The organism is Marinomonas sp. (assembly GCF_965225885.1).
Lineage (GTDB): Bacteria > Pseudomonadota > Gammaproteobacteria > Pseudomonadales > Marinomonadaceae > Marinomonas.
On record NZ_OZ245329.1, the window covers coordinates 4447372 to 4472995 of the forward strand.

Consider the following 25624-nt stretch of genomic DNA (forward strand, 5'->3'; position numbering starts at 1 on the left):
AATATTAATAAAAACTTAATGTCTAATGCGACATTAAATTTTCATACTCCTTTATTTTTTGAGGTGTATAGAATGTATGATATGCATCATTCTCGATTGAAAATATATTGATGGTTTTATTATTTAAGACCATTTCATTTAAACACGGAGCAATGTAGTATACTCCATCAACATTTGCGTCTTTTTTTATCATCCTTGATGCTGCAGAAATAAAGTCACTACCCTGCTTAAAATAATAAAATCCAGCTATAGCAGCTTTACTTATTGGCCTTTTTTCAGCTGTTTCCACTACATGCCTATTTTCATCGAGTCTTACATAAGACCATCTAGGGTGAATAGATTCAAAAGTGATAACGCCACAGTCGGAATTTTCAAAAGAACTAATAATATCCTGAAGATTAACATCAAATAACTGATCAGCATTAGAAATAATCAGAGGTATATTATTATCTATAAACTCGGAAGCCATCATAGCGCTACATGCAGCACCTTTAGTATCATTATTAAGTCTAATAATTATACTTTTATTTTCTGTAAGTATATTGAGCACATTATCAAGATGATATTTTTCACAGTCCCGACTATTTACAATAAAAATAAACCTTTTATCCCCTTCTATACTAGAAAAGTTATCTATAATATGTTCAATCATAGTTCTTCCATTAAATTCAATTAACGGCTTAGGAAAAGGAAATTCGATTGCTGGAAAGAATTGATTTTTCCCAGCAAGTGGAATAAGTATATTTATCATTAACCCCCCCTTTCAAATAATAATATATGTTTTCTAATATTTTCATAATAAACATCTTCTATGGTGTCAACTATCATCACATTTGCACCACTCGCTCTGGCAGCCTTGATGCCATTCTCATTATCTTCTACAATCATGCACTCTTTAGAATCCAAACCCATCCTCTCTATCGCTTTTATATACATCTCAGGATCTGGCTTACCATTTTGAACATCTTGATTTGAAATATAAAAATCAAAATACTGATCTAAAGAGGCTTTTTCCATCATTATCTCTATAGTATTCCTTATAGAGTTTGAGCAAACAGCCATTTTATAGCCTTCATTTGCCAGTTTCGAAAGTGCATATTCATGAATAAATGTTGGCTTACATCGAACTTGGACTATTTCAATAGTATATTGCTGCTTCATATCGTTTATAAACTGATGCAGTCTATTAGGGAGACCCTGCTCCATCGACAACAATTCAAGTTTTTTCTTTGTTGGCAACCCATCATAGGTAACAAGATGATCATATCTATTAATTTCTAGACCAAACAATAACAAGGCTTTATTTAGAGCCTCATAATGCCAGTCTTTAGCATCAATAAGTACTCCGTCCATATCGAAGATAATTGCTTTTATTTTATTCACTGAAAAACTCCATTGCCTCTTCTACATGATCGGTACAGATCATAAGATTATTTATGCATAACTCTTTTTCTATATTTTTGTAATGCAACCATTCCTCTTTATATTTTCTCTTATGCAAATCAGGAGATACTATGCATATTTTCTTTTTATTTTTGATATGTTTTTCAATAGTATTTTTATTAATCCAATGTTTATCAAATTCATCAAGCCATACACCACATGCATCGCTATAAAAGGATGGTTCTTTTTCATATTCACTTTCCCTTGTGAATGAATTGACTCTAATTTTTAAGTATTGAAGAGCGTCAGGGACAGACATATCGAAGACAAAATAATTAGTAATATTATATTGCTCAATAAGTTCTTTGAGTTTCAGCTGTAATCCATCAGCCTTGATATTCAAAGCAAGTGGCAGAGTATTATCAAATTTATTATAGATTTCGAAAAAATCCCTCACACTTATACAGTCTTCATTAGCTATATCATGAGAAACTACAAGCTCTCCTTTATAATCTCGTATATCTGTTTCAGTTCCAAAGCCCAGAGAAAAACTACGCAAAAAAGCACAAGCATTGTTTTTCTCTGTATTATTTTGCCAATATCCTCTGTGAGATAGAACTATCATCCACACACCTTTTATCGTTGATATTAAAGACTAAGATACAAAAATAACTAAAAACGGTTACTGGCATGAAAACAAATGCAGAGAAACCCACATGAAATAATCCAAATATGAAAACATATATAAACAGAGTTTTACCTTTGAGGCCAAGAGCATTATAAAAATTATATAACACTAAGAGCCACAGTAGGGTAATTATAGCACCGAAATTCATCATACTTTGCAGTATAGAGTTATGAGGTTGGTGTCCATAGCTCACTATATAAAAATTTCCATGTCCAAATAAAAAGCTAACAATCCCGTTATCAAAAATTTTCTCTATAGAACTACTAAGTAAGAATATTCTATCGCCGCCGTCAGAGAACAAATCAATTCGGTGATTAAACATACTCAGTATAAAAAACGCCGCCAATACAAATAATGAATCAAAGAACACACATCGAAAAATAGTTTTCGAGGATATTTTCTTTGATTTTATTGTATAAAAGCTTACAGCTACGATTAATGCTAAGACACCAGCTCTAGCTAGGGCTAGGTATAGTCCTAGAAGCAATAGACAAAACATTAATCTATAACATAGGACTTTCTTTTTTTCGAAAAGAATAAATAAAAGTGTTATACCTGAAAAAAAAGTATATTGAACCCTATCAAGAGTTAGCCCTCGAAAACTATCTACAATATAAAGTTGCGGGAAAAAACTTATCTGAAAGTATTTTTCAAAAGTCACGGCATAATGAATCAAAAAAACAACTAATGGAGTCAACAGAAAAAACAGAGACATATATATCATTATTTTTTTTACACTTTTAAATGTTTTATCTAAGTTATAGCTTCTTATTAAATAGGGAAAGAAACCATAAAGAAAAAATGTACAAAGTACACCTAGAAAAAACATACCACGAAGTATCCCACCACTAAGAATATAATAAAGAATAAAATAAATAATAACAAATAGAAGAAACCAATCTTTATTTTTAAAACGCTTAATATAGGCTACCTTTAGGAATATGCTAATAGTCATCAACAACCAAGTAACTAGAGCAAATATTATCAAAAGATTTTGCTCTAAGAATATTCTCCTTTCATCTAAGAAAATAAAACCTTGCGAATCCATCTCATAGTACACGCAAAAAAAATCGGCCAAATAGAATAGTAGAGTAAAAACAGTAGCCAATAGAAGAATTGTTTTTAGTAAAAATTCGCTTGGTTGAATTCTTAACATTAAGTAATATCTCTATCTAAAATAAGTATAGTTTGAGAAATAATATCAACTGCTAGAGGATTAATATTAGCTTTAAACTCATTGTAATTCTGTAACAAGTCAACCAACGTTTTTTTAATTAAAGTGACTTGCTTTACATCTGCTACAACATGATTATTTTTCCTAAGTAAATCTGACAACTCATCACTATTTGTTAATGCTAAGATTGGATTACCTATATTGATATAGTCGTATGTTTTATATGGGATTGTAGCTTCACTTCTACTATCTGAATGCTGGATAAGTAATGAGACCATATAAGTACTGGCAATATGGATTGCTTCCTCTCTTGGCTTTATGCTCTCTTGTTTGATATATGATCTTGACAAGTGATGCTCTTTAATATCTCCATGAATTTCACCTAGATTTAAAATTTCTATTTGGTTTTTATCAATTAAGCCTTCTTCGATCAACTCATCAATGGCTTGAATCAATGTATTAAAATTTCTGGTAGAATATAATGTGCCCAAATGAATCATGGTCAGTTTATTAGGAAGTATATTATTTTCACTTTTCAAAAAAAACTTACTACCTGGATAAATCGCTACTATTTCAGCTTTTACATTTTTATACTTATTTTTTGCATGAGCCGCAGCATTTTTAGTTACAAAAACAACTTTATTCGCAGCGTTCATAATAATCTTTTCAACTGAACTTAGCAATTTTGAAGAATTAGCAGTTCTCCCGATATCTTTTCCAGACAATGGATCTTGTAATTCACAAATCAGTTTTTTCCCAGTCAGTAAAGAAACAAAAACCCCAGCTAAATGAGCAGAAGCTGGACCTCCCGTCGTAAATATTGTTCGACAATTATATCTAATCGCTAAATATAAAGCACACACTGAAGCAGGGAAAGCCCAAGACCATTTTCCACCTCCGTTTCCAGATGTTATAATTTTCTGGAGAAGATCCAAGAGATAACCTAGAGTAATTGCAAAAGGCATAAATAAGAAAAGTTGTATATATGGAATATCCATTTTTTCATTCTTCAACTCTGCTAATTCGTGTTTTAGATCCTGTATTGATAAAGATGGAATTCTGTAATGAATAACACCCTTAGATTCATTTTTTTTAGAAGATATGTTTGTAAGTAAGATGATTTTATTACCAATTTTTGAAATTGCGTCGACTTTATCATCAGCCCATTCTGCTGGACAACAGCCTTTTGTGCCATAGAAGTAACTAATTAGTAGTATTCTATCTTTCTTTGTCATTACTTTTTCCATTGAATTAAACTCTTATTTTTTATGGTATAAACTCTATCACAAACATCCAACGCAGTGCTTTTATGAGCGATCACGAAAACAGTGACAGTTTGACTGATCTCTTTAATTAATTTATTAATTTCCAACTCAGTTTCATTATCAAGGGCACTCGTTGCTTCATCAAAAATTACAAATTCAGGCTTTCTTATAAGAGCTCTTGCTATACCCACTCTCTGCTTTTGACCGCCAGACAAAGAAGACCCACCTTCACCTAAAGTCTTATCAAGATGACCAATAAAACTGCTCAACTTAATTTTCTTTAATATCACATTAATTTCATCCACAGAGATTTCGTTCTGATAAAAAGTTATATTATTTTTTAATGTATCATCAAACAAGATCACATCTTGAGAAACATAACTTATTTTATCTTGCCATGAACGCTTGCATATATTAATATCAGTCCCGTTTATGAGAATTCGTCCTTCAGTTGCATTAAATAATCCCAACACTAGATTAATCAGTGTTGACTTCCCTGAACCACTCTCACCTTTAATTCCTATAATATCACCACGATTAATATATAAATCGGCATTTTCAAGAATTAAGTCTTTACTATTTGGATATCTAAAGCATAATTTTTCAAATACAAGACTTTTAAAAGCCGAAACTGATTTTACGTCCTCACACCCTATCTCTTTTCTTACATTATTCAACTCTAAAATTATATTTTCAATTGCAGGCTTTGCATGTGCTAACGATTGAAAATTCATGACGATACGATTCATAGAAGGTAAAAGCTTCACTATCGCCCCCATAAACACAGCCAGTTGAATTAAGACCTCATTTGCTGTAGAACCTTTGGTAAAACTAATAAATGCGATTAAAGCAATAGTAAGTAAGCCAACAACTTCCAAAACAAATTTAGGAATTTGCCCTAATGCTAATGCATTCGATATTAATCTCGCACTTTTTAAAGTAAATGTATTATAGCTATCAGAAATTTCTTTGTCTTTTTTATATAAAGCTATCTCTTTTAAAAGACTAAAAGCTTCTTTAGCTACTTTTACCTGCATTCCATCTGATTTTATTTGTTCTTCACCATATTTCTTCAAATACTTAGATGTGATTTTTGTTATTACTAGTCCAGATAAGGTAAAAACGATAATAGAGACAATTACGCCTAATGGGTTCAAATAAAGTAAGAAGAAAAATACAAACAAGACTGGCAATATTTCAGCCATCAATGTAAGCCCAGGCATAATAAATCGCCCTTCTATTTGATGGCATTCCGTTGTAATATTTCTAAGATAATTTGCACTGTTTGAATCAAGATGAGAAACAAAATCTTTTCTTAGATATTGAGAAAACAATTTATTTTGCAAAAAAACTTTGACATTCAAGGCTGTAGAAAATGTAAATCTAGATACAAAAAAGACAAAAAAACCTTTAAAAATAATTATCATTATAAATACACAAAAAACGATCAGTAATTTTTCATTTTTAGAATAAGAATCTAAGCCATAATATTTTATTAATTCAATATTATCGGAAGCATTAAGAACCAGACTGATTAAAGGTATCAATAATGCTAACGAGACCACCTCTAAAATACCTGAAAAACTTAATAACGGAATTAAATACAAGACTCTCTTTTTTAAATCTCTTGGAATCTCCCTTAAGAAACTCTTATATATATCTAACAATTACCACACCTATAAATAAAATTGATAATACAAACCACTTCTGTAAGAAAACAAAAATATCTCAATACCAATGTATAATATTGATCCTATACATTAAATATGAATACCAATTCTTTCAAGCTTCTTTAAGATAAATTTGGCTATTTTTTTAATGCGTTCATTTTTGTTAATAACATTCCGAATTTTATTATTACCTCTAACACCCGCCCCAACAACAATGCCCTTTTTTAGCCTATCATTAAAACTTAAATATAACTTAAAACCTCTATCTGTATAATACTGTAAGGCGATATCAAATCTTGAAAGAGCTGTTTGATTTGAAGAAATAGCATTACTATCTGTCCCTATTTTATTACCATGCTCTGGTAAACTCCCCCATAAACTCGTATCATTTTGAGGATGTGGAGGTACATATGTAGCTAAACCAAATTTTTGAAGCATATAAGAAAAATGAATATCTTCACCCGCTATTTTGCTGGCATCTTGAGAGGGCATTTCACTCCAAAACATAGCCAAATGCTCCCTTCTAAAAAACCAAGCATGTCCTACAATATCAACCTGCATAGTCTCTTCGTTTGGGTTCCCCCAACCATAATGCTCAAAAGGATGGTATCTTTTAGGACTCATATATCTTAGTCCTCTCGTTCCAAGCAGCCCATCATACTCTTTAATTGTATTTATACAGTTTTCAAACCATCTTGAACCTGGAATTGTATCATCATCAAAGACACATATATAATCAGCATCAATATTTAATGCAAAAGAAAACCTTGCCCAGACACCCATATTATGGGAGCATTCCGCAAGAATGAATCTAGACTTTAAGTGTTCAGGAATTACACCACCAGAGTTTTGCCAAACATAAATATCTGTTGGTTTTATTGTTTGATTTTCTATTGAATCAAGCTGTAGCTCTAAATATTCAGTTCGTTTAAAAGCATTTAGTACTACGGCAATTTTATAACTTTGATTTTTCACCATTTAATATCAAACCCTTTAGGATTTCTACGAATAATTTTATGGAAGAATGTTTTTTTTTGTCTATGGTAAACTCTTGTATTATGATCCAATGATAATAGATCATTTATAGAAGTTCCTATATCCAGAAATGTAACATTAGCATTTTTCAGATACAGCATATGCCCCAAAATATTAGATAACGACGAGGCAGAGGATAAAATCAAACTACCAGCCGGTACATTTTCTATTTTTTCATATACATTACTAACAACTTCATCATACTTTAAAAAAAAGTTATCAGGGATTTCTATATGATGAGCATTTGATAGTAGACCTATAGGCTTAGCTCTATAGTTGGCGATTACATAAATTCCCTTGTAATTTGAAAATAATGGAACAACTTCATTCCTATATTTAGAGTAATTAGAGTTCAAGAATAAATCCGAAAAAGTAACACTTTCTGTGAAACCACCATTCAACCTCAATAAGAACTCTCTATCTCTTACTGCATTATTATGACGAGTTGGTACACCCTTAAAAAAATTATCGCTGCGAAAAAGAGAAGAGTCTAATAGATCCTTCCTTATTTTTTGGCCAGATTTAGGATCGAATTTTTTTGAGTCAAAATCCGGAAATTTATTTTTAAATATTCGACCTCTAAAAACAGTATTTTCCTTAGATATTTCCAAATATCTATTTCGAAGTATTTCAACTTCTCCATCACTAAATCTTATGAAGCTAAAATGAATATTATTTTTCAGAAAACCTATAAATTTTTCTAGATCGGCAATAGGATCTGGCATAATCGCTCCAGACATCAGCACTCTCCCCTTAAAGACAAGTCTATACTATATTCTTTCGCCAAATGATTTATTTCTTCATTCCATTCATTTGTACACCACTTTCCTTTTGAAATAGCTGTTGCTATATGAGGAAAATATTTATTGCACAATAGGTATTTTCCAATTTTTTGACCACCGGCAACAGCACTAAATATAAAATTAGACCTAGTACATACTTGCTCATATCCATAAATATCTTGATGGAATTTTTCTAAGAAGCTTATCATATAATCAAGTTTAATCAGAGATGGTTGAACTGAAATACTATATCCCCCTGAATTTTTTACTAGATAAGGAAATGAATCATGAGTAGATTTTGAATTTACATAATTAGTATCTACAAGCTTTATATAAAATTCATTTGAATTATTTAGATAATGTAGAAGTGTATTTAAATAAATTTTATCAACCATTGAGATTAAAGGCATATCTTCATGAACAAAATAAACACTTTCAAACTCCTTGGAAACCTTACTGAAAGCATCTATTAAACGATCTGTATATTTTTTTTCCGAATCATATGTTAACAATTCAATATTACTTTCATATTTTAGCTTAGAAAAGTTCATCTCTGTATCATCTGAATCTTCTGAGATTAGATATATTTTTTTACAATTTTCAGGTAAATTTTTTATCGCTTGTCCAATAGCCATTTCCCAACAGTCATTGAACGAGGAATGACTATATATAATATAGCAAAAGTCAATCGGATTTATCATATATCCATTTGAAAAATTTTCGAAATCGTTTATATCTAAAAATCGAGTTTCCTCTCTAAGATTATTTTCAAAAATAAAATATTTTAATATTGCATGTATATTAAGAGACTGCTCAATCGGATATACTGCTTCTGTTTTTTCATTAATTAATAAACTATTTTCTGCAGTGATTACTGGAGCTTCCAGAACATTTCTAATTCTCATATTCATACCCTCTATCTTATTAGAAATAAAAGGAATTTTTTCTTTAATTAGATTAAATTGAGTTTTGGATAAGATTTTAGATAAAATATTTTTTTTATATTGACTAAATCTAGTGCTATTTTTTTTGAGGGGGAGAGAAAGCATCCAACCTTTTTTTGTGAAGTCATCAAGATATAAATTATTCCCCCCTAAAGTATTCAGAAAATGATCTTTATAATTTTCAAACTTTTTTATATGCTTATATGCTCCCCAAAACCACATATCAGCGTAACCCTCATCGACATAAGGAAAATATGCTAAATATAAATAGTCATTACTTAATGAAGGGTCAAAAATTAATGAATTGACTTCTTTCCCACCAGAACACCCTATATCCCAACGGGTACTCAAAACGAAATCAGTATCCGAAATATCTAATTTTTCCAGTAACGCAACCGATTTCGTCTTGGATGTTACTTGCCCTAATAACATATTAGGGTTTATTTTCGACCATGTACTTTTCTCCCTATTAAACCCTTTTTCGAATTTATCTATAGGATTCAACAATGGCATATATTCTTTAACAAACGAACCTTGCCTTTCAGATTCGAGAAATTCGACATTATATACGCTCCTAACCAATTCGTCATATTCAGGATTCCAGCTATGCGCAATCACTTTCAATTCATCAATACCGCCAATCGAATTTTGAATATTTATAAAACCTTTCCAAAAATTAATTAGATTAGCCGAATTCTCTCTTACTATTTGTCCCGATATTGTCAATATTAATCTATTCATAATACTATAAGTTACTTTTAAGCTAATAAATATGTTTAATTAATCATAAGTCTCACGACATTAAATATAGATTAACACCTTCCCCCACTGAACTTAAAATCATTAGGACTTCATCCCCGGTATAACTTATCTATGATTTTTTGACAAGCTTCACCGCTACCGTATGGGTTATGAGCAAAACTCATTTCTTTGTATGTATCTTCATTTTTAAGCAAAATATTTAAACTACTTACAATCATATTAACATCAGTGCCGACCAGCTTAACAGTTCCTGCTTCTACAGCTTCAGGGCGCTCAGTTGTTTCACGCATAACAAGTACAGGTTTGCCTAAAGAAGGAGCTTCTTCTTGAATACCACCAGAATCGGTAAGTATAATATAAGACCGGGTCATTAAATATATAAAAGGTAGATATTGTTGGGGTTCAATTAAATAAACATTATCTATATTTCCCAAAATTCGATTAACAGGCTCACGAACATTAGGATTCAGATGCATTGGATATAATATTTGAATATCAGAATGTTCTTTTGCAACAATAGCCAAAGATTCACAAATTCGCTCGAAGCCATCACCGAAACTTTCACGTCGGTGACCAGTTACAAGTATCATTTTTTTAGAGTCATCCAAAAAAGGAAACATTTTTCTAAGGTTAGTACTTAACACAACATCAGTGTCTATTTTATCCTTAACCATTAACAATGCATCAATTACAGTATTACCTGTTACAAAGATATTTTCTTCTAAAATGTTTTCTTTTAGTAAATTTATTTTAGACGTCTCTGTAGGTGCGAAATGATATTTTGTTAAAACTCCTGTTAAACGCCTATTACCTTCTTCTGGCCATGGAGAATAAATATTTCCGGTTCTCAATCCGGCCTCTATGTGACCAACAGAAATTTTCTGATAATAGGAAGCCAGTGAAGCAGCAAACGTTGTAGCAGTATCTCCATGAACAAGAACAATATCAGGCTTGAACTCTTCTAATACTGTTTTTAATTCTAACAATATGCGCGTAGTCACCTCATTAAGAGTTTGTTCCGATTTCATTATATTTAAGTCATAGTCAGGTTTGATATCGAACAATTCTAAAACTTGATCAAGCATTTCTCTATGCTGTGCTGTAACACATATTTTAGATTCAAATCGATCATCTTTTCTTAAAGCATGAACCAATGGAGCCATTTTTATTGCTTCCGGTCTTGTACCAAAGACTGATAATACTTTTTTCATTTACTTTCACCCTACATCTACTTTATTGTAATTTCATACTAATTAGAGCAAATTCAATTAAATGCATATTGTGATTTATTTCATCACTTATGCGCTTATAATTAAAATACAATTCCATCATACTAACTAATAACTATTAGTATCAGATTGTATTATTTTCAATAACTAAATTACATTTATCAAATTAGATACTAATTATTACAAACGTCTGAACTAGGTAGTAGTATTAAATTTTTAATGTATGTATTAGGGGGTAAAGCACACAAAAACAAAACAGTTTCTGCTACTGTATCAACTTCAAGAAAAGAAGTTTGATCAACATCAATTAATACTTTCCCCCATAAAGGAGTACGCATGCCACCGGGATTCAAACTCATAACATCAAAATCTAATGCTACTGATTCCTTTGCTAACACTTCTGAATAGGCTTGCAATGCGTGCTTAGAAGCTGAATATTGAGATTGATTAAACTGAGAATTTATTCCTGATATAGAATTAATGAAAATGACCCTTTCTAAATGCATTTTTGCTAATTTAATTAGCATTACAGCAGAATGATAATTAACATTAAACATCCGTTCAGCTATATCGAATTTTATTGATATAGAATCATCAAATGAGAACTGCCCTGCATTTATTATAAGACAGACTTTATCTGAGTCAGAAAAAATAGAAGATATATCTAAACTTGCTAATTTTTTCAAATCACTCAAGTCGAGCGTTAAATGATGATAAAATGCGCTTTCTAAAAGTTCATTATTTATTACGTTTGAAGTTGATATACCTATAACATTTTTTTTTTCTTTAATTAATTTAAGAGCAATTCCCTCACCCAAGCCCGAACTAGTACCAGTTATTAAATATTTAGTCATCATAGTTACTTTATATTTTGAGATATAGCAAGTTCAAGCTCTGAATATTTAAGATCTTGAATGAAATCATATGTTCCTATCGAAGTTGGTATTGGCAAATTTTGCTTACCACCTCTATGCTTCGTCATATCAGCAAACGAACTCCACATTACCTCAGCTGACTGATGAAGATAATGGTTTTTCCTAAAATCAATATACTCGGCTAACTCAACTATTCTCTCTAAATCTCTCGTCGATAAAGAACCTCGGTTATTAGAAATTATTGAGGTGATAACACAGTCATTACCAACTGCAATTCCATGAGGAATTGCTTCAACACCATCTTTTTCTATAGAATACATTTCAACTAATGGGGAAAAAGAGTGCCCAAAATCGACGCATCTTTTAAGAATTGTTTCAGTAGGATTATCATGGAGTTCTTCAAGCATGAGTTTTATTGACAAAGCAATTATTTTCTGTCCATTTGGAGAATTATAGAACTCACTGTTTAGCAAGTTGATTTTATTCGATTCTAGTAAATTAAATAATTCAACAGACTTAATCACCGCTATTTTGAATATTTCACCTAGCCCTTCTCTAATTAAACTTTTACCAAGAGATGTTAATAACTGAGTTTCAAGTAAAACAGAATAGTTGAGATAATATGAGCCAAGTCTATTCCTCCTATTCATAAAATTAATCCCTGTTTTTATACCTATACTTGCATCAACACACGCAAGAAGTGTCGTTGGGACTTTAATAACAGATACACCGCGTCTATATAAATTTGCAGCTAAACTAACCAAATCTAATAGTGCACCGCCACCAACGGCATAAATAAAGTCGTCCCGCCTCCCCACACTGAGATTTTCAAATCGCTCTAAAACACTAACAAGCGACTCTAAGCTCTTCGTCGATTCATTAATTTTAGTTGGAATCACTTGAACAAGATCATTAATCTCTACTATTTGATTAAATCTATCCATGTGTAAAGAATGTACGACAGGGTCAATAAATACTATTGTTTTAGTCGATTTAGATATCAATCGACTAAACAAGTCCCCCCATTCAATATTAATCTCATTAGAAATAACTGCTGTCATTTTAAATGCACTTAACTCTTTATATTGATTATTTATTATTTCTAACATTTAGTCAAAACCTTATTTAAAGTTTTCATACCCTGCACAACAAAATAAAATGCCTTTCTTGGCGTTTTTTCTATTTTAAATGGAAACATTCTTATAAATTGGGATGCATAAAACACTTCTAATGCAAATCTATCTTCATGTGACAATTTTAATGCAAACCTATTTAAATGACCTTTAAACTCTTCATAGAATTTACTCGTCGGAACAGTTTTTTTTGTAAAGAGAGAATTAAAATCATCCTCATTCAAATCATTAATCTGTTCATAGTCACCAATACACGATTGCATTATCTGAGAAATATCACCCAACCATGATTCGCAATAGGTTTCTGCGTATAAATCAATGAGCTTAATATTCCCCATACTGTCGATTAATACATTCTCAAGAGTCAAATTTCCATGAGTCAGTGTTTCATTCAGTTTTATGCCAGCCAAATAATTTGATTTACGCTTTATAAGATCTAATACATTACTACATATATCTTTTATTTCCCTCAATTCAACGTTAGTCAAAGAGTCAAAATTTGAGTATGTAAGTATTTTAGATAAAATGTTTACAATTTCTTCTTGTATATATAAAGAAAAAGCTCCCTTAACGGGACCAAAATTAATGATTTTATAGTTATCTATTACTTTAATTAAATTATCAAAAACGGTTTCAATATTGATGTTTTCATACGGAGTTAATAAGAAATCCAACACGGTCTTCGAATTTTCAAAATATTCAATATCGTAATAATAACTATCTTCATCATAACCTAGCGAAATCACTTTTGGTACATAGTCAACCCCTATAGATTGACTCATAATTTGAAGCTTTCTAATTTGCGATTGCCATCTAACTAGTCCATATTCACGTTCAACATGCCTTGATATGAACTTTCTAACAATTTTCATACCATCATTTTCAATGACTAATGTTTTAGAAAATGAACCACCTTTTAATTCTTTTATTATCATATCAGTGCGCTCATTTAATTTTATGTAGGTTCGTTATATATTCTTCAGGTGTACCTAGAACAACCGTATCGTTTCTATAATCATTTTTATGGTAATAAACAACCTCGGGGCCTTCAATATATTTATTAAGTAATTCAGTAAAACCAGACTCTTTGTTTTTTGAAAATAGTTTTTTTGCTTTTATAAAAAAAGTAGAAGCTGATCCAAAACCATACAAACCGCTACAAGCATTATTACTTATCGGTAGTTTATCAACAATTTTAATCACTTTTTCATCTTCGATTTGGGCGTAGGAATACTCATGAGAATCCCCTTCAAATGTATCAATTATCCCATCAAACTTTGACAGTTTAGCCAGCTTCCAAAAGTAATCACTTCTATTACTTAAGATAGTGTCAATATTTGTAAATACAATTCCATCATCACAGTTCTCATTTACAAAATTTGATGCCATAATCGCAGTTTCCAATTGTGAATGTGTATCCTTTATATACTTTATATTATCAGCTGAAATCCCCAATTCTTGCATAATTGACTTTACAATAGGTTCAAATTCGATATCTCTTTCATTGGCTATTAAAAAGACATTTAACTCTTTATTTGAATCAATAAGCTTATCTATTACATGCCAAAGTACAGTGCGCGACCCTAAAGGCATTAGATATTTTGGAACTTTATTTCCAAATAACCGAAAACGCTCATACTTTCCTGCCATAGTTAATATCAGATTCATCATAATAATTTCCTAATCTTTATTTTCTGAATATAAACACTAATTTTATAAAATATAACAACTAACAACTACAGATAAAACATAAATGCGTCACCCTCATACATATCTTTCTTATTAAATTTCTACCACCATGCAAAATAAAAGACTTTAATTCTTTTTAAAAAATAAAAATCAGAAAAATCAAGAATAGAAACTTATAATAGTATTAGTTATTTTTTCAATTTCGGTTTTTTTCAAGCCATAATACATCGGCAACCTAATTAATCTTTCACTCTCTCTCGTCGTATACTGATCTATTCCGCAAAAACCACCAAATTTCTTTCCTGCCGTTGAAGAATGAAGAGGAACATAGTGAAATACTGCCATAATATTTTGTTTCTTAAGATACTCTATTAAATTACTTCGCTCATCTATATTTTTAACTTTAATATAGAACATATGACCATTGTGTTCACAACAGTCAGGAACAACAGGAATATCTAACAGCCCTTTATCTTCTAAGTTTTTCAACCCTTCATAATATATCTTCCAATTATTTAATCTATCTTCATTTATTTCATCTACACATTCTAGTTGAGCCCAAAGATAAGCAGCCTGCACTTCACTTGGCAAATAGCTACTTCCAATATCAACCCAACTATATTTATCAACCATACCTCTAAAAAATTGGCTACGATTTGTCCCTTTTTCACGGATTATTTCAGCTCGTATTTTAAAATCTGGGGCATTAATAGCCAACAACCCTCCTTCACCGCCACTAGTATAATTTTTAGTTTCATGAAAGCTATAAGCCCCAAAATGTCCGATTGTCCCTAATGCCTTACCTTTATAAGTGGACATTACACCTTGAGCAGCATCTTCAATTACCCATAATTTATATTTTTTAGCTAACTCCATAATTTTATCCATTTCACATGCTACACCAGCATAGTGAACAGGCACAATTACTCTTGTCCTAGGTGTAATAGCTTCCTCAATCTTATTTTCATCAATATTCATCGTATCTGGACGAATGTCTACAAAAACAATCTTAGCGCCACGCAATACAAATGGGTTCGCGGAAGAGACGAATGTATAAGAAGGAACAATAACTTCATCTCCCTGCTTTATATCAGTCAATATTGCTGCCAGCTCTAATGCTGCAGTGCAAGAAGGAGTCATCAATCCTTTAACTATATTGAACTTATTTTCAAACCATGCTTCACATTTTTTTGAAAAAAAACCATCTCCAGAAAGACGATTAGAGCTTATAGCTTGCTCAATATAAACAGACTCTTTTCCCGTTTTTGCGGGAATATTAAAGAAAATCATAATCAAACCTTCTTATAAAACCAATATGAAATATTAGACAGATTATAACCATTTTTATGGTATAATTTTACAGCATCAGCATTACTAGCACAATATTTATCTACAAGCTGCAACAATTTTTTTCCAATACCTTGCCCTTGATAAGCACTTTTAACTCCAATCAATCCAATAATACCTTTATTATTTCTTATACGAAGAGTAACAAAACCAGCAATAGAACTCCCATCTTTTAGAATCAAACAGCAATCATCAAATTTAGATAACACGGCATTCTCAATCCATAGTTTATAAAAACTTTCTCTTTCGAATAAAGTAAACCAAGGGTCTCTAAATCTACTATTCAAATACAATCCATTAACAATAGTCTTCAATTCTTCAATTGAGTCTCCTTTTGCCAAATACTTTGAAAAATCCTCATCTTGATACAAAGGAATAACATTAAAAATGTCCTTTTCAAATACTACTTCCCCTTCACAAAAATCAAATTTCAAGCTATTAACAAGATTCAGACTAAAATAATCAAACGATTTTACTTTAGCTGTAATCAATGAATTTTTAGGCCAGAAATCTTCCTCACCAACGTTAATATCAAATTTAAAATTAAGATCAAAATCAAATATAGAACGGTTAAAAAAATCACTTTCCCATGTTTTAAATATAAAATTACTCATTCATTACTCTAATACCGAAAAACCATTTATACAAAAGAACACAATTTAAATAGCTGTCTATACCTAAGAAATAATAGCCGGATATATCAAAGAATAAACGATGTTATTTAAGCACCTACATTACAAACAGCTTTAATCTCTTTTGAGACCAAAACATTTCATTTTTTCACAACCAATCTATTGTAGATAAAAAATCATCAATAGAATTAATACTTCCCCATAGTCAATAAAACACCCTCATTGTGTGCTACTTAGACTCTTTTATATCTTTTTTTAATATCGCAATCTCTTTTTCAAGTTCTGCATATTCAGATAGCTTCCTTTGCAAAAAACGATGTGTTAAAGTAATTTTTTCTTCCAATCCTTTTGGCGTTAGCAAATATAAATAACTCACTTTATTAGCGTTGTTCTTAAAGTTATCGGCTTTTACTAAGCCTTTTTCGATTAGGGCTTTTAGGCAAAAGTTGGCTTTGCCTAGGCTTATACCCAGTCGCTTGGCTAGCTCTCGCTGACTGAGATCTGGGTCTTGCTGCAATTCTTTTAAAATTTTGTATAGATATTCATCCGTTAGCATGTAGACGCCCTGATGGTGCAATGTAAAGAGAGTGTATAGGCACGGAAAGGAGTGGTGTTTTGACGTGTGAGAAAGCTTTCCATTCGTTTGCCTCGTTTGGTGTTTAAAAGCGCTATTTACCCCTCCCTAACCCTCCCCTTAAAAGACACAAGGGGAGGGGACAATCTTCCCTTGAAGAGGTAAGGGAGGGGACTGCGCAACGGTGTTCAATTGGTGAACAATGATAATTCAGGCCAAGACATTATGTAAACAATGTGTTCAAAAAATGTTTGTAAGGTGGACGTTTTTTAGACATTTTTGATTGATGCGGGTGAAATGGGCGATGATGGTTTGTTTTCGTTGGCCGGATGAGGGATGTTGTGTGGAGTTGGTTTGTATTGTGTTTTGTAGGGTATCATGAACGAAGTGTAATGTGCCGTTGGTGGTTTCGTTTACGTCACGTTCCTCTTCTACCGTCACTTTCATTTTCAAGTAAAGCGCCTCGTGCCTAGTCTCATCCGGCCTACGGGGTTTGATCTAGAGCTGTCAATCCTTGAGAACAAAAATCAAAAATAACTACATATAATCGCTCACGGATGATGCTATCAAGTAGCTGTTCATCAAAATTCAAATAATCGTGTACTAACACATTACGCATGCCGATTATTTGACGCCAAGGCGCATTACCTTTCAGTAAGCCAGCATTATTTAAAATATCAAAGGCTTGATAAGCCTCTAATATTGGACGTTGACTCACCTGCTGCGCCCAATGCTTGGCAATACCAATAGCTGATTCAATGCTCACTTGCATTAAGCGCTGCAAAGCCAAACGCTGATATTTATCAAGTGGCGCTTGTAAAAAATGGTTACGTAGCTCTTCTAGATCACTTTGGCATTGCCATACATGGGCACGCATTGCCATTAAATAGCCGTCATGTTTCATATTATCGTCCATGTATCCTGTTGCTGTGATTTTTTTGCTTGTTGTAGATAGTCAATTTCATATCGTGACATTATTTTACCCACGCCTTGCAGCATCAGGCCTCGCTCGCGACAATACCAAAGCGTGTTGGCCTGTATGACTTCGATACCGAGCAGGATAGGTGCCTGCATTAGATCAATCACAGACAACTGACCATCGCCTAGCTGTAAACTTTGTTGCCAATCGATCAGAAGCATCTCTGGGCGCATACGCCTAGTGAAAATATTCGTCTCGTGGCTGGTAAATTGTACCGCCAAATCCAAATCACTGTACTCATGAGCCAACCCCTTGGCGTGCGATCCATATAGCCACAAGGCATTAATCTGCGGATCCGCTTCGGCCAATTTCAGCAACTGCATCTTACAACGGATAAAGTCTTGCTCAATCATAGAGTCTCACTGCAAAGGTTTGTTTGACGTTTTGATGATTCCATTACCTCTCATTACACCCGATTTTACACTTTTTGCACGTCTTTGCTCAGTTTGTTTTTTTGTCAGCCTAGAGGCATGACCGTTATCCAGTGTTGGGGAGTGTTGCAGGTTGGTTTATGCATTGACTCATTTGTTGAGCTCAATTTTTCGTCCATGTTGTGCTATGTGTGCCAGCATTTCTTCGGATTTTATGGTGTTTAAATCTAAGATATCGAAGAAATAGGGGAAGGTGGTTTCTTCATTGAGCTGGTTAGATAACCGTGTAACCACTGAGTGGTCTAGTTTATTTCCAGAGATAACGATGTCTACGTCAGAACCTGGCTTGTAGGTACCTTTGGCTCTTGACCCAAAAATCATTACAGATTCTATCTCATGAAAGCTTTGAATGATGCTATTTAGCTCTTCAAGCTCTGTTGAGGTTAACCCAAAGTCGGCTTCCATCATTTGGTTAGTCTCTGAGTAAAGTTTCGATGAAAATCCTTTAAGATCGGGTAATAAGTCGACTTTATTTTTAGCTCGACGAGTTGAGCGGTTTCCTCTTGATAAGTGTGCTCTGTTAAATTTCTGTCGCTCAGGGCTTCTAGCCATTCTTTGCCGTTTCCAATCAGCTGATATTGAAACGCGGTTTTTATTGCGTCACGTGGGCTGGTTATCGAAAAGCCTTCTTCTTGATAGTCTTTCTCTAGTCCCTTCCCCTTTTCTCTTCCAAGGGGAAGGTTAGGATGGGGTTCTGGTCTTGCAACCCCCTCCCAGCCTTGTATCTTTCTAAGTGAATTGCTTAGCTAGTAATTCACTTTAGTCTGGTAAGTATGTTCCTAGCCTAAGCGCTTCGATGCTGTGGGGGAGATTATTCTGCCAGACTAATCCTTCAACATTGGATGGTATCCAAGCGCCTGTTTCTACAGTGATGCTGCATGTACAAGGGGAATAAGGATAAATGATTTATATAGGTATTGATGTTGGAAAAAATAAGCTGGATTGTCTTTGGCTAAGAGACGTCCTATCAGAAAAAGTCAAAACAAAAGTCTTTAAAAACAATCAGGAAGACTTTGAAAATATTGCTCAATGGCTCATTAAAGTAACATCAGCACAACCTGAACAAATTCATGTCACTTTTGAAGCGACAGGGATTTATCATGAAGGCATTGCTACCCATTTGTTTCATCTAGGTTTTCAAGTTTGTGTTGTTAACCCAGCAAGGCCTAAAGAGTTTGCCAAGGCGCTTGGCGTGACTCACAAAACGGATAAAGCCGATAGCCTTCTTTTAGCTAAGTTCGGTTATCAAATGGATCCAAAACGCTGGACACCAGAAGCACCAGAGGTACGTAAGCTGAAAGCTCTGATCAAACGTATAGAGTCGATAGAGAAAGACATACAGCGCGAATTGAATCGGAAAGAACAAGCTGAAATAGCAGACGGCTCTTCTGTTGTTATTAAATCGATAGACAACATTGTGTCTGTGTTAGTAAAAGAGAAAGAGAGGCTGATTGAAGAGTTAGATACGCATATTGACAATCACCCAACACTGAAAAAGAAAAGACACCTTCTCGAAAGTATTCCTGGTGTTGGCTCTGTTGTATCAAGGCTTATGTTGTCGGTTCTGTCCTCACATCCGTTTGAAAAAGCAGGAAGCGTATCGGCCTACTTAGGGCTAATTCCAAGAATTAGAGAGTCAGGAACATTAAAAGGCCGATCAATGTTATCAAAGGTTGGACCGCCTAATGTTAGAGCCAAAATTTATATGGCCGCCGTTGTCGCAAAACAACATAACCCTGATGTGAAAGCACTTTATGAACGCCTAAAAAACCGTGGTAAGACTCACATGCAAGCACTCGGAGCAGCCATGAGAAAGCTTGTACAAATTTGTTTTGGTGTTGTAAAGCATCAAAGCGAATACAAGCCTCAAATAGCCTAAATGACTAAAAAAGGCTTGATTGGAAAGATGGTATCTCCCCCTTAAAAACACAAGGGGGAGGAGCAGAACTATCTCTTCCACTTTTAAACACAAGGTGGAAGGGGTCGATTAGTCTTTTTTGGCGAAGGCGTAGCGGATGAGGACGATGACGGTGCCGAGCATGCCACCTAGCAAGACGCCTAATATAGCGATATGGGAGCGCTTAGGTGATGTACGACTGATAGGTTTTTCTGGGGACTCTATAAACTGAAAGGTTTTAAACTCAACATCAGGGCTGATTGTTAAATTTTTCAACAAATCAAACTTTGCGTTTAACTGATGAAGTTTAGGTTCAATAATACTGAGCTCTGTTAAATTATCCAAGACTTTGACTTTTGCGGCTAACGCATTAGCACCAATATTTATGACAAATAAATCTTCATTGTTTAAATTTTGCTGTGGTTTGTCGATCCCTGCGGCGGTGGCGATTTCTAGTGCGTATTGGGCTTGGACACGCTCGTTAAATAAACTCCCTTTGGCTTGGTCAGTAAACAGGGCTTTTTGCTGAACGATTTCACTGCGCTTACAGGATACAATAGACGAAAAATTGTCTATGGCAATGGAACGGGCTTTTTCTGCCACGAAATCAACGTAGCCTGTCAAAAACGCATAGCTGTCGTTTGCATTGCTTAACTGGGCTTTTAGGGTATATCGACCAGACGTTTTTTCCACCACGGCAGTCAACTTCGAATACCAAGCAGAGTAAAGGCTCGATTTCCGATCCCTAATTTCTTCTTCTGCGCCGCCTTCTGTGCCGGTTTGTAGCAGGGATAGCTCTCGCTGAAATTCGGCGTTGCTGGCCATGTAAGCTATTTTATTGGCCTGTAATTCAAACTGCTGGACATAAATATTGAATAAGGTTTGGGGCGCATATAAATTATCTAATTTGTTGCTAACCAGTATAGAACCTGACTCTTGATACACATCAAACACTGGCTGAAAGCCACTGACCATTTGCTGATAATCGGCAAAATCTTTAACTTGCGGATAGGTTATTACTGCTTTGGTTGTCCACACTTGCTTAGCTGTTAATGCGTAGGCAACGGCAACGGCAGCACAGATTATTGTTGTTGCTATAATGACCCATTTTCCTTTCCAAAGGGCGATGAATAACTCTTTTAAATCAATTTCATCGTCATTGAGTCGGTTAGTGGGATTGCCTTGATTTGATAGTTCGGATGTAGACATTGCTTCCTCTACTGTAGCGGTTTTTTTATCGTTCAATAGTTTACCCGAAGCGAGGCTATTCGCAAAATATTCCCTACTTTATTTATTGATTAATGGCAATAGTCGGTCTCCACCTTCATTCCTCGATCTATCCGGCCCACAGATTGGTTTGATATTGGGCAATGTGATTGATAATTCTGTCCTTGGTTGATGTTGGCTAGGGCTGTGGGTTAAGGTAATTTCTTTGTCTATTACATAAGGATTTGTATGTTGGATATTAAGCACCACGGAGCAGTGCAGGGTGTGACTGGCTCTTGTCACGAGTTATTTGTCGATTCAAAGCATTCTATTCTCGTCGATTGCGGTTTGTTTCAGGGAGCGGAGACTTCCGGGTCTGGGGCAGATTCTAATAGTTTAGAAATAGACTTTGATCTTTCTGCTGTTCAGGCTTTGGTTATTACTCATGTTCATATTGACCATGTTGGGCGTTTGCCTTATTTGCTGGCAGCTGGGTTTACTGGGCCGATTTATTGCTCTAAACCGAGTGCTGAGTTATTGCCTTTGGTGATTGAAGATGCGCTTAAGGTGGGTGTGACGCGCAATGCCAGCATAATTAAGGCGTGTTTGGAGCGCTTGGCATCGCAGTTAGTTCCGCTGGATTATAAAACTTGGACTGACGTTCCTTTAACTTCCGACAATACCACCAAAGTACAAGTGCAGATGTGTCGTGCTGGGCATATTTTGGGCTCTGCTTATGTTATTTTCAGAGTTTCTAATGCAGAAATTAGATCCCAAGAAAAACGCTACCATGATGTGTTGTTCTCAGGGGATTTAGGTGCGCCCCACTCGCCGTTATTACCTGCACCGCAATCGCCTTACCGTGTAGATCAACTTGTTTTAGAAAGCACCTATGGCGATAGAAACCATGAAAATCGCGCCACGAGACGCCAGCGCCTGCAGCAAAGTTTAGAACACGCCTTGAGAGATTCGGGCACTGTGCTGATCCCAGCCTTTAGTATTGGCCGCACCCAAGAATTGCTCTATGAGTTAGAGCATATTATTCATCAAAATAAACAAAAGGCGGTGAGCCAGACTCGCTCCGGTGTTTCGCTAAACTGGGAGGATATCGATATTATTATCGACTCACCATTGGCGAGCCGTTTTACTAAAGTATATCGTTCTTTGTCTGGCTATTGGGATGCCGAAGCGAAACGCCGTGTGAACGCGGGGCGGCATCCGTTGAGTTTTGAACAAGTGACGACGATAGACGATCACGACACTCATCTGCAAACCGTTGCCTACTTACAGCGCCAAACCCGCCCCGCTATTGTCATCGCCGCCTCTGGCATGTGTGCTGGAGGTCGTATTGTGAATTATTTAAAAGCCTTATTGGGTGATGAACGTAATGATGTGTTGTTTGTGGGCTATCAGGCGGCAGGTACGCCAGGACGTGATATTTTGTACTACCACGACAAGCCAAATGGCTATGTGGTGTTCGATGGCGAACGTTATGCCATTCATGCCAAGGTGCAGCAGATCAGCGGTTATTCCGCCCACGCAGGGCAACGGAATTTATTGAATTTTATTAAACGGATGCGAGTGAAACCAAGAAAAGTGCATTTGGTGCACGGGGACGACCGCGCCAAGCAGACATTAAAGGAGCTGATTGAAATAGAACATCCAGAGTGTGATGTATTTATTCCATGATAAACCTTTAATAATTCGTCTAAACAACGGCCTACCAACTCCATTCATTATGTTTTAAGTATTGAATGCGTTCATGCTCCGGTAGTTCAGCTTTAACCCCACCATGGTTCGCTCCGGGGCCGTGGTTATTGCATTCAAAAAATCTCGCGTCTTTGTCTGGCTCGAAGTTTCGTTGTGTTCCATCTGGTGCCAGGCCGTGCATTTTGTCCCAGCCGTAAATATGGTCATCAAGCTGACATTCTATAAAAACGGCTTTGCCAATTGCGTTTGGATCGGCGTAGCGTCCATCGGAAAATTGTGTTGTTGGGTGCCAAGGTCGGCCTAGTGCATAGCTGTGTTTTGGCACTTGGCCGTTTTCTCGGATTACGCGACAACGTAGGAAGGTGAGCCCATCATTTTGATGAAACGAGGTGCTGGGTGCTGCGATATAACCCCAAACAGATGTTTGACTCGGCCACGCACGACAAACAATGTCACACTCTTCCAGCAAGGCATTACCGCAACCAAATACAAAGTCGATATTTCCGCTGATTTTACAATGTTTAAGGTGGCTTCGACCACCTTGGGTACAAAAAGTATCTTGGTAGCTTTCTAAGTTCACATGTTCTAATCGAATCTTATCACTATTACTGTTTAATAGTAGAGCAACGGCTTGTTTATGCTGGACTTTCGATGGGTCGTCATCTGGTTTTTTGGCGTTTTCTATATAATCCCATTCATTAACGATAGATAAGTGTTTTAGCGTGATAGCAACAGCATCGACTTCCACTATTCGACTACCGAGTGTGCTAGCCAATTGCCCTCCATATTCCAGCATATCAGCACAAACGGCTTCACAAATAATTGTCGTTTCAGCGCCCTCACCTATTAGCTCAATATTGTTTCGTCGGATACAAATACGTTCTTGATAACATCCTTTATCAATATAAATTCGATAGGTCGAGCTGTCCGCAGGCGCCGCATCAATTGCGGCTTGAATGCTATCGAAGTCAGCAAAAGGGTTATTCAATGAAACTATGGCGTGATATTGATCATAGTTTTGCATAGGAAATTATCGCGACTCAGCGGAAATGAAAAAGGAGAATACCATCACGACATTCTCCTTTTTAAATAGTAACTAGGTTACATTCAAGTAAACAACAGAAAACTACAGCAACGAACGCACGTACGCTTCGATCTCAGGGTTCTGGCAATTATCAAAGAAACATTGCTGGAAGCGTTCGCCTGTTACAGCTGTTTTAACCAGTTCTTGATCCATGGCTTTTAGGCCATCCAAGTAGCTGTCTTTCATCGTCGCCGCTTTCACTTGGTTCAAGATGCCTGCGTTTTTAACTTGAGGCTCTTTACGCTCAACAGGGTAGCCTTCGCCACGTGGGCCAGTGAAGGCTTTTTCAAAGATATAACGTGCGTTCAATTCTGCCGCCCAACCAAAACCTTTCGCAAACGCCATGGCAATGGCATTACCATTGTTGATTTGATTAAACAAGAAAGCATCAGAAGGCTCTAGACAGTAACCGCACACGATACCTGGATGCGCATTTAGCGACATCATCGCGCCTTGGCCCGTACCGCAACCAGCAACCACAAAGTCCACGGCTTTTGAATTCAACAGCAGACTTGCCATGATACCAAGGTGGATGTAAGTCAAGTGATGATCTTTTTCGTCACTCATGCCAACATTGAATACGTCATGGTTCAATGGTTCAGCGACTGCGTTTAGTTGCTCTAGAATTACGGCGTTTTTACCTGCTTGGCTGTTTTCCATCATCAATGCAATTTTCATATCTTTCTCCTGAATTCGTTTATGTCATTCGATGCATTAGAGCATCGTTTATAGGAAGTCTTTTCGAACTGGGGTGAAATTGTCGAGCAATACACCCGGCTCTAAACAGCGGCAGCCATGCATGACATTTGGCTCTTTATAAAGCGTATCGCCAGGCCCAACAATTTTAGTTTCATCACCGATGGTGAACTCAAATTTACCGGACAATACGTAGGTTAATTGTTCATGTGGATGATTATGAAGTGGGCCGATGGCATCTTTTTCAAAATGCACTTCTACTGCCATGATGTTATCTGAATAGGCCATGATTTTGCGTGAAACACCCGCACCAAGATCTTCCAGAGGGACTTCGTTATTGTAAACAAACATAGGACAACTCTTTGTATTCTTGTTTTAGACTGGATAACTATAGCACTGATAAAACATTATTCAATCTTTTATGAAAAGCTGTTTCATT

28 protein-coding genes are annotated in these 25624 nt (G+C 35.1%); 2 read left to right on the forward strand and 26 right to left on the reverse strand.

Annotated features, from left to right (window positions below):
* Window positions 1–22: 22 nt before the first annotated feature.
* The 22 genes from ACO05V_RS21260 to ACO05V_RS21365 form a co-directional block, all read right to left on the reverse strand.
* On the reverse strand, window positions 23–751 hold the full coding sequence (locus ACO05V_RS21260) for a glycosyltransferase family 2 protein (protein WP_421856330.1): 729 nt from the start codon (window positions 749–751) through the stop codon (window positions 23–25).
* The gene (locus ACO05V_RS21265; protein WP_421856333.1) at window positions 751–1383 is read right to left on the reverse strand and encodes an HAD family hydrolase; all 633 of its coding nucleotides are present in this window, start codon (window positions 1381–1383) and stop codon (window positions 751–753) included. The genes ACO05V_RS21260 and ACO05V_RS21265 overlap by 1 nt, the downstream gene beginning before the upstream one ends.
* Entirely contained in the window at window positions 1376–2008 is a 633-nt protein-coding gene (locus ACO05V_RS21270) for a hypothetical protein (RefSeq protein ID WP_421856336.1), read from the reverse strand. Before ACO05V_RS21270 ends, ACO05V_RS21265 begins: the two co-directional genes overlap by 8 nt.
* Window positions 1971–3227: a hypothetical protein gene (locus ACO05V_RS21275; protein WP_421856339.1), complete on the reverse strand. Its 1257-nt coding sequence runs from the start codon at window positions 3225–3227 to the stop codon at window positions 1971–1973. Before ACO05V_RS21275 ends, ACO05V_RS21270 begins: the two co-directional genes overlap by 38 nt.
* Complete coding sequence (locus ACO05V_RS21280; RefSeq protein WP_421856342.1) at window positions 3227–4480, reverse strand: hypothetical protein; 1254 nt, start codon at window positions 4478–4480, stop codon at window positions 3227–3229. Before ACO05V_RS21280 ends, ACO05V_RS21275 begins: the two co-directional genes overlap by 1 nt.
* Complete coding sequence (locus ACO05V_RS21285) at window positions 4480–6177, reverse strand: ATP-binding cassette domain-containing protein (protein WP_421856345.1); 1698 nt, start codon at window positions 6175–6177, stop codon at window positions 4480–4482. Before ACO05V_RS21285 ends, ACO05V_RS21280 begins: the two co-directional genes overlap by 1 nt.
* Window positions 6178–6270: 93 nt before the next feature.
* Window positions 6271–7158, reverse strand: coding sequence for a glycosyltransferase family 2 protein (locus ACO05V_RS21290; RefSeq protein WP_421856348.1), 888 nt, complete (start codon window positions 7156–7158; stop codon window positions 6271–6273).
* Entirely contained in the window at window positions 7152–7955 is an 804-nt protein-coding gene (locus tag ACO05V_RS21295; protein WP_421856351.1) for a hypothetical protein, read from the reverse strand. The genes ACO05V_RS21290 and ACO05V_RS21295 overlap by 7 nt, the downstream gene beginning before the upstream one ends.
* Window positions 7955–9682 carry a hypothetical protein gene (locus ACO05V_RS21300; RefSeq protein ID WP_421856354.1) on the reverse strand — a complete coding sequence of 576 codons (1728 nt, stop codon included), beginning with the start codon at window positions 9680–9682 and terminating at the stop codon, window positions 7955–7957. The genes ACO05V_RS21295 and ACO05V_RS21300 overlap by 1 nt, the downstream gene beginning before the upstream one ends.
* A gap of 110 nt (window positions 9683–9792) precedes the next feature.
* Complete coding sequence (gene wecB / locus ACO05V_RS21305) at window positions 9793–10914, reverse strand: non-hydrolyzing UDP-N-acetylglucosamine 2-epimerase (protein ID WP_421856357.1); 1122 nt, start codon at window positions 10912–10914, stop codon at window positions 9793–9795.
* Window positions 10915–11105: 191 nt separating this feature from the next.
* Window positions 11106–11786: an SDR family oxidoreductase gene (locus tag ACO05V_RS21310; RefSeq protein ID WP_421856360.1), complete on the reverse strand. Its 681-nt coding sequence runs from the start codon at window positions 11784–11786 to the stop codon at window positions 11106–11108.
* 5 nt (window positions 11787–11791) lie between these two features.
* Window positions 11792–12916 (reverse strand): 3-dehydroquinate synthase family protein, encoded by a 1125-nt coding sequence (locus ACO05V_RS21315; protein ID WP_421856363.1) that lies wholly within the window; start codon window positions 12914–12916, stop codon window positions 11792–11794.
* Complete coding sequence (locus ACO05V_RS21320) at window positions 12910–13875, reverse strand: hypothetical protein (protein ID WP_421856366.1); 966 nt, start codon at window positions 13873–13875, stop codon at window positions 12910–12912. The genes ACO05V_RS21315 and ACO05V_RS21320 overlap by 7 nt, the downstream gene beginning before the upstream one ends.
* Before the next feature lie 10 nt (window positions 13876–13885).
* Window positions 13886–14611 (reverse strand): hypothetical protein, encoded by a 726-nt coding sequence (locus tag ACO05V_RS21325; protein WP_421856369.1) that lies wholly within the window; start codon window positions 14609–14611, stop codon window positions 13886–13888.
* Window positions 14612–14788: 177 nt separating this feature from the next.
* On the reverse strand, window positions 14789–15919 hold the full coding sequence (rffA, locus tag ACO05V_RS21330; RefSeq protein WP_421856372.1) for a dTDP-4-amino-4,6-dideoxygalactose transaminase: 1131 nt from the start codon (window positions 15917–15919) through the stop codon (window positions 14789–14791).
* 2 nt (window positions 15920–15921) lie between these two features.
* Window positions 15922–16590 carry a GNAT family N-acetyltransferase gene (locus ACO05V_RS21335; RefSeq protein WP_421856375.1) on the reverse strand — a complete coding sequence of 223 codons (669 nt, stop codon included), beginning with the start codon at window positions 16588–16590 and terminating at the stop codon, window positions 15922–15924.
* 247 nt (window positions 16591–16837) lie between these two features.
* Complete coding sequence (locus ACO05V_RS21340) at window positions 16838–17164, reverse strand: MarR family EPS-associated transcriptional regulator (RefSeq protein ID WP_421856377.1); 327 nt, start codon at window positions 17162–17164, stop codon at window positions 16838–16840.
* 258 nt (window positions 17165–17422) lie between these two features.
* Window positions 17423–17635 (reverse strand): hypothetical protein, encoded by a 213-nt coding sequence (locus tag ACO05V_RS21345; RefSeq protein WP_421856380.1) that lies wholly within the window; start codon window positions 17633–17635, stop codon window positions 17423–17425.
* A gap of 31 nt (window positions 17636–17666) precedes the next feature.
* Entirely contained in the window at window positions 17667–18086 is a 420-nt protein-coding gene (hepT, locus tag ACO05V_RS21350) for a type VII toxin-antitoxin system HepT family RNase toxin (protein WP_421856383.1), read from the reverse strand.
* Window positions 18083–18514 (reverse strand): type VII toxin-antitoxin system MntA family adenylyltransferase antitoxin, encoded by a 432-nt coding sequence (mntA, locus tag ACO05V_RS21355; protein WP_421856386.1) that lies wholly within the window; start codon window positions 18512–18514, stop codon window positions 18083–18085. The genes hepT and mntA overlap by 4 nt, the downstream gene beginning before the upstream one ends.
* Before the next feature lie 168 nt (window positions 18515–18682).
* Window positions 18683–19000, reverse strand: coding sequence for a nucleotidyltransferase family protein (locus tag ACO05V_RS21360; protein ID WP_421857051.1), 318 nt, complete (start codon window positions 18998–19000; stop codon window positions 18683–18685).
* Window positions 18997–19317 (reverse strand): nucleotidyltransferase substrate binding protein, encoded by a 321-nt coding sequence (locus tag ACO05V_RS21365; protein ID WP_421857054.1) that lies wholly within the window; start codon window positions 19315–19317, stop codon window positions 18997–18999. The genes ACO05V_RS21360 and ACO05V_RS21365 overlap by 4 nt, the downstream gene beginning before the upstream one ends.
* A gap of 176 nt (window positions 19318–19493) precedes the next feature.
* Here ACO05V_RS21365 and ACO05V_RS21370 point away from each other — a divergent pair, with 176 nt between their 5' ends.
* Window positions 19494–20471, forward strand: a complete 978-nt coding sequence (locus ACO05V_RS21370) for an IS110 family transposase (RefSeq protein ID WP_421855097.1) — start codon at window positions 19494–19496, stop codon at window positions 20469–20471.
* Window positions 20472–20579: 108 nt separating this feature from the next.
* Here ACO05V_RS21370 and ACO05V_RS21375 read toward each other — a convergent pair whose 3' ends face one another.
* Window positions 20580–21698 carry a Wzz/FepE/Etk N-terminal domain-containing protein gene (locus ACO05V_RS21375; protein ID WP_421856389.1) on the reverse strand — a complete coding sequence of 373 codons (1119 nt, stop codon included), beginning with the start codon at window positions 21696–21698 and terminating at the stop codon, window positions 20580–20582.
* Between the two features lie 246 nt (window positions 21699–21944).
* Here ACO05V_RS21375 and ACO05V_RS21380 point away from each other — a divergent pair, with 246 nt between their 5' ends.
* The gene (locus ACO05V_RS21380; protein WP_421856392.1) at window positions 21945–23384 is read left to right on the forward strand and encodes an MBL fold metallo-hydrolase RNA specificity domain-containing protein; all 1440 of its coding nucleotides are present in this window, start codon (window positions 21945–21947) and stop codon (window positions 23382–23384) included.
* Window positions 23385–23415: 31 nt separating this feature from the next.
* Here the strand turns inward: ACO05V_RS21380 and ACO05V_RS21385 are convergent, their stop codons facing one another.
* The 3 genes from ACO05V_RS21385 to ACO05V_RS21395 form a co-directional block, all read right to left on the reverse strand.
* Window positions 23416–24429 (reverse strand): pectinesterase family protein, encoded by a 1014-nt coding sequence (locus ACO05V_RS21385; RefSeq protein WP_421856395.1) that lies wholly within the window; start codon window positions 24427–24429, stop codon window positions 23416–23418.
* Between the two features lie 102 nt (window positions 24430–24531).
* On the reverse strand, window positions 24532–25167 hold the full coding sequence (locus ACO05V_RS21390) for an RpiB/LacA/LacB family sugar-phosphate isomerase (protein WP_421856398.1): 636 nt from the start codon (window positions 25165–25167) through the stop codon (window positions 24532–24534).
* Window positions 25168–25215: 48 nt separating this feature from the next.
* Window positions 25216–25536 carry a cupin domain-containing protein gene (locus ACO05V_RS21395; protein WP_072838984.1) on the reverse strand — a complete coding sequence of 107 codons (321 nt, stop codon included), beginning with the start codon at window positions 25534–25536 and terminating at the stop codon, window positions 25216–25218.
* Window positions 25537–25624 lie beyond the last annotated feature (88 nt).

Excerpts from the sequence above, each read along its gene's own strand:
- ACO05V_RS21260 (WP_421856330.1), bottom strand. The coding sequence starts at position 751 with ATGATAAATATACTTATTCCACTTGCTGGGAAAAATCAATTCTTTCCA.
- ACO05V_RS21270 (WP_421856336.1), bottom strand. The coding sequence starts at position 2,008 with ATGATAGTTCTATCTCACAGAGGATATTGGCAAAATAATACAGAGAAA.
- ACO05V_RS21275 (WP_421856339.1), bottom strand. The coding sequence starts at position 3,227 with ATGTTAAGAATTCAACCAAGCGAATTTTTACTAAAAACAATTCTTCTA.
- ACO05V_RS21280 (WP_421856342.1), bottom strand. The coding sequence starts at position 4,480 with ATGACAAAGAAAGATAGAATACTACTAATTAGTTACTTCTATGGCACA.
- ACO05V_RS21290 (WP_421856348.1), bottom strand. The coding sequence starts at position 7,158 with ATGGTGAAAAATCAAAGTTATAAAATTGCCGTAGTACTAAATGCTTTT.
- ACO05V_RS21295 (WP_421856351.1), bottom strand. The coding sequence starts at position 7,955 with ATGTCTGGAGCGATTATGCCAGATCCTATTGCCGATCTAGAAAAATTT.
- ACO05V_RS21300 (WP_421856354.1), bottom strand. The coding sequence starts at position 9,682 with ATGAATAGATTAATATTGACAATATCGGGACAAATAGTAAGAGAGAAT.
- wecB (WP_421856357.1), bottom strand. The coding sequence starts at position 10,914 with ATGAAAAAAGTATTATCAGTCTTTGGTACAAGACCGGAAGCAATAAAA.
- ACO05V_RS21310 (WP_421856360.1), bottom strand. The coding sequence starts at position 11,786 with ATGACTAAATATTTAATAACTGGTACTAGTTCGGGCTTGGGTGAGGGA.
- ACO05V_RS21315 (WP_421856363.1), bottom strand. The coding sequence starts at position 12,916 with ATGTTAGAAATAATAAATAATCAATATAAAGAGTTAAGTGCATTTAAA.
- ACO05V_RS21320 (WP_421856366.1), bottom strand. The coding sequence starts at position 13,875 with ATGATAATAAAAGAATTAAAAGGTGGTTCATTTTCTAAAACATTAGTC.
- ACO05V_RS21325 (WP_421856369.1), bottom strand. The coding sequence starts at position 14,611 with ATGATGAATCTGATATTAACTATGGCAGGAAAGTATGAGCGTTTTCGG.
- rffA (WP_421856372.1), bottom strand. The coding sequence starts at position 15,919 with ATGATTTTCTTTAATATTCCCGCAAAAACGGGAAAAGAGTCTGTTTAT.
- ACO05V_RS21335 (WP_421856375.1), bottom strand. The coding sequence starts at position 16,590 with ATGAGTAATTTTATATTTAAAACATGGGAAAGTGATTTTTTTAACCGT.
- ACO05V_RS21340 (WP_421856377.1), bottom strand. The coding sequence starts at position 17,164 with ATGCTAACGGATGAATATCTATACAAAATTTTAAAAGAATTGCAGCAA.
- hepT (WP_421856383.1), bottom strand. The coding sequence starts at position 18,086 with ATGAAACATGACGGCTATTTAATGGCAATGCGTGCCCATGTATGGCAA.
- mntA (WP_421856386.1), bottom strand. The coding sequence starts at position 18,514 with ATGATTGAGCAAGACTTTATCCGTTGTAAGATGCAGTTGCTGAAATTG.
- ACO05V_RS21360 (WP_421857051.1), bottom strand. The coding sequence starts at position 19,000 with ATGATGGAAGCCGACTTTGGGTTAACCTCAACAGAGCTTGAAGAGCTA.
- ACO05V_RS21370 (WP_421855097.1), top strand. The coding sequence starts at position 19,494 with ATGATTTATATAGGTATTGATGTTGGAAAAAATAAGCTGGATTGTCTT.
- ACO05V_RS21375 (WP_421856389.1), bottom strand. The coding sequence starts at position 21,698 with ATGTCTACATCCGAACTATCAAATCAAGGCAATCCCACTAACCGACTC.
- ACO05V_RS21380 (WP_421856392.1), top strand. The coding sequence starts at position 21,945 with ATGTTGGATATTAAGCACCACGGAGCAGTGCAGGGTGTGACTGGCTCT.
- ACO05V_RS21385 (WP_421856395.1), bottom strand. The coding sequence starts at position 24,429 with ATGCAAAACTATGATCAATATCACGCCATAGTTTCATTGAATAACCCT.
- ACO05V_RS21390 (WP_421856398.1), bottom strand. The coding sequence starts at position 25,167 with ATGAAAATTGCATTGATGATGGAAAACAGCCAAGCAGGTAAAAACGCC.
- ACO05V_RS21395 (WP_072838984.1), bottom strand. The coding sequence starts at position 25,536 with ATGTTTGTTTACAATAACGAAGTCCCTCTGGAAGATCTTGGTGCGGGT.